Origin of the sequence: Streptomyces capoamus (assembly GCF_014654935.1) — a bacterium.
Taxonomy (GTDB): Bacteria; Actinomycetota; Actinomycetes; order Streptomycetales; family Streptomycetaceae; genus Streptomyces; species Streptomyces capoamus.
The window spans coordinates 121,540-124,497 of the sequence record NZ_BNBF01000022.1 but is presented as its reverse complement, the minus strand read 5'-3'; the positions used below and the strand labels follow the sequence as shown (position 1 = coordinate 124,497).

At 74.6% G+C, this 2,958-nt stretch carries 4 protein-coding genes; all 4 read left to right on the top strand.

The features are described 5' to 3' along the window. The coding region (locus tag IE312_RS42355; protein WP_440862372.1) for a transketolase-like TK C-terminal-containing protein at nucleotides 1–960 on the top strand (960 nt) is incomplete at its 5' end. A gap of 58 nt (nucleotides 961–1,018) precedes the next feature. Further along, complete coding sequence (locus tag IE312_RS29500) at nucleotides 1,019–2,005, top strand: helix-turn-helix transcriptional regulator (protein ID WP_189985337.1); 987 nt, start codon at nucleotides 1,019–1,021, stop codon at nucleotides 2,003–2,005. Between the two features lie 111 nt (nucleotides 2,006–2,116). Further along, nucleotides 2,117–2,635 carry a DUF4240 domain-containing protein gene (locus tag IE312_RS29495; protein ID WP_189985366.1) on the top strand — a complete coding sequence of 173 codons (519 nt, stop codon included), beginning with the start codon at nucleotides 2,117–2,119 and terminating at the stop codon, nucleotides 2,633–2,635. A gap of 179 nt (nucleotides 2,636–2,814) precedes the next feature. After that, the coding region (locus IE312_RS42350; RefSeq protein WP_368860026.1) for a CvpA family protein at nucleotides 2,815–2,958 on the top strand (144 nt) is incomplete at its 3' end.

Genomic DNA, 2,958 nt, shown 5'->3' with positions numbered 1-2,958 from the left:
ATCACCGAGGCCGGTTCGATGGCCGACTTCATCGCCGCTTCGACGTCGTACGCGACGCACGGCGAGGCGATGATCCCGTTCTACATCTTCTACTCGATGTTCGGCTGGCAGCGCACCGCCGACCAGATGTGGCAGCTCGGCGACCAGCTCGGCCGCGGCTTCCTCGTCGGCGCGACGGCCGGCCGCACCACGCTGACGGGCGAGGGCCTGCAGCACGCCGACGGCCACTCCCCGGTGATCGCCGCGACCAACCCGGCCGCGCTGACCTACGACCCGGCGTTCGCCTACGAGATCGCCGTGATCGTCCGTGAGGGTCTGCGCCGGATGTACGGCGAGGCCAAGCCGGGCGAGGACCAGGACGTCTTCTACTACCTGACGGTCTACAACGAGCCGCTGCCGCAGCCGGCGAAGCCGCAGGGCCTCGGCATCGACGAGGGCATCGTCAAGGGCCTGTACCGCTTCAACACGGCGGAGTCCGCGGGCGTGTCCGCGCCGGCCGACGCCCCGCGGATCCAGCTGCTCGGCTCGGGCACGGCGATCCACTGGGCCCTGCAGGCGCAGCGGCTGCTCGCCGAGGAGTGGGGCGTGGCCGCCGATGTGTGGTCCGCGACCTCCTGGTCGGAGCTGCGCCGGGACGCGATGGAGGCCGACGCGGCGCTGCTGCGCGGCGAGGAGCGGGTGCCGTACGTCCGCCAGGCGCTGCAGGGCGCCGAGGGCCCGGTGCTGGCCGTGTCCGACTACATGCGCCAGGTTCCGGACCAGATCGCGCAGTGGGTGGAGCAGGACTGGTCCTCGCTGGGCGCCGACGGCTTCGGTCTGTCGGACACCCGTGAGGCCGCCCGCCGCCACTTCGGCGTCGACGCCCAGTCGATCGTCGTCGCGGCCCTGGCCCAGCTCGCCCGGCGCGGCGAGGTGAAGGCCACGGCCGTCAAGGAGGCCCGGGAGAAGTACGGGCTGTAGGCACCGCTTCCCGGCAGGAGGCCCCCGCTTCGGCGGGGGCCTCCTGCATGATGTGCGCATGCGCGCCGCTCGTCTCATCAAGATGGTCCTGCTGCTGCAGTCCCGGCCCGTCATGACCGCCGCCGAGCTCGCGCGGGAGCTGGAGGTGTCGGAGCGGACCGTGACGCGGGACGCGCAGGCGCTGTCGGAGGCGGGGGTGCCGGTGTACGCCGACCGGGGGCGGGCCGGCGGGTACCGGCTGGTCGGCGGGTACCGGACGCGGCTGACCGGGCTGGCCCGCGGCGAGGCCGAGGCGCTGTTCCTGAGCGGGGTGCCGGGGGCGCTGCGGGAGATGGGCCTGGAGGACGCCGCCTCGGCGGCCCGGCTGAAGGTGTCGGCGGCGCTGCTGCCCTCGCTGCGGGACGCCCCGGACACCGCCGCGCAGCGCTTCCACCTGGACGCCCCGGCCTGGTTCCGGGAACCGCAGACGCCCGTGCTGCTGCCCGTGATCGCGCAGGCGGTGTGGGACGACCGCTGCCTCACGGCCCGGTACCGGCGGGCGGACGGCGAGGTGGAGCGGACGCTGGAGCCGTACGGGCTCGTGCTGAAGGCGGGCGTCTGGTACCTGTGCGCGCGGGTGGCCGGCGGCGGTCCGTTCCGGACGTACCGGATCGACCGGTTCGAGGCCGTCGGGGCGCTCGCCGAGCGGTTCGCCCGGGCGCCCGGTTTCGACCTGCCCGCCCACTGGGCCGAGCACGCCGAGCGGTTCGCCCGGTCGATCCTGCGCGCGGAGGTGGTCGTACGGCTCTCCCCGGACGGCGTGCGCCGGCTGCCGCACGCCGTCGATCCGCTCGCCGCGCGCGAGGCGCTGGCCGGGGCGGGCGCGCCGGATGCCGAGGGCTGGGTGACGGTGACGCTGCCCGTGGAGTCGGAGGAGGTCGCGCACGGCCAGCTGACCGCGCTCGGCCCGGAGGCGGAGGTGCTGGCTCCGGCGAGCCTGCGCGAGCGGTGCGCGGCGGACGCGGCCCGCCTGGCGGCGCGGTACGCCCGCGGGGACGCCGGCTGACGGTCCGCGGTACGGCGCCGCACGCCCACCGGGACACCGGCCGACGGTCCGGTGTGCGGTGCGGCACTCCGCGTGCGGCCCACCGGCCGAGGCTGGATGCTGGTGACCGTGATGGACGAGACGGAGTTCTGGGAGCTGATCGACTCCACCCGCGAGGCGGCCGGGGGCGACCCGGAGGAGCAGGCCGACCTGCTCGTGGACCGGCTGCTCCAGCTGGATCCCGAGCTGGTCCTGGACTTCGCCCGTCATTTCGAGGCGCGCTACAACCGCGCCTGCCGCTGGGACCTGTGGGGCGCCGCCTGGCTGCTGCTGGGCGGGTGCAGCGACGACGCGTTCGACTACTTCCGGTGCTGGCTGATCGGCCAGGGCCGGGAGGTGTTCGAGGGCGCGCTGCACGAACCGGACGCGCTGGCCGAGCTGCTGGACGAGTTCGACGAGGAGGTCGACGGCGACGGTGAGGAGCTGGGGTACGCGGCGGACGAGGCGTACGAGCAGCTGACCGGTACGGTGGCGCCCGACCTGGGCATCGCCCCGGCGCCCGCGGAGCCGCAGGGCACGCCCCTGGACCTGGAGGACGACCGGGTGCTCGCCGAGCGGTTCCCCCGCCTGTGGGAGCGGTTCAAGGAGTGACGCGGGCCCGGTGTCCGGGATGTGTGTTGTGCCACTGGATGGAACCATCGTCCGGGTCCGGGTCGTTGCTGGGGGTACACGCGCCGCCGCCGGCGCCGCCCGGTGGCCGTCCGCGGTGCGTGCGCTGATCAGCGGACCGGTCCGGTCCGTACTGAGGGGTCCGAGAGAAAGGCGGCTCCGTGGATCTGCTCGACCTGCTGCTGGTGCTGGTGATCGTCGTCTACGCGGTGTCCGGGTACCGGCGCGGGCTGGTGGCCGGATGCGTCTCGCTGGCCGGGTTCGTGGGCGGCGCGGTCGTCGGCGTGTGGCTGCTGCCCTGGGTG

What these genes read in the sequence shown, in the direction of transcription:
- IE312_RS29500 (WP_189985337.1), top strand. Translation starts at nt 1,019, where the DNA reads ATGCGCGCCGCTCGTCTCATCAAGATGGTCCTGCTGCTGCAGTCCCGG.
- IE312_RS29495 (WP_189985366.1), top strand. Translation starts at nt 2,117, where the DNA reads ATGGACGAGACGGAGTTCTGGGAGCTGATCGACTCCACCCGCGAGGCG.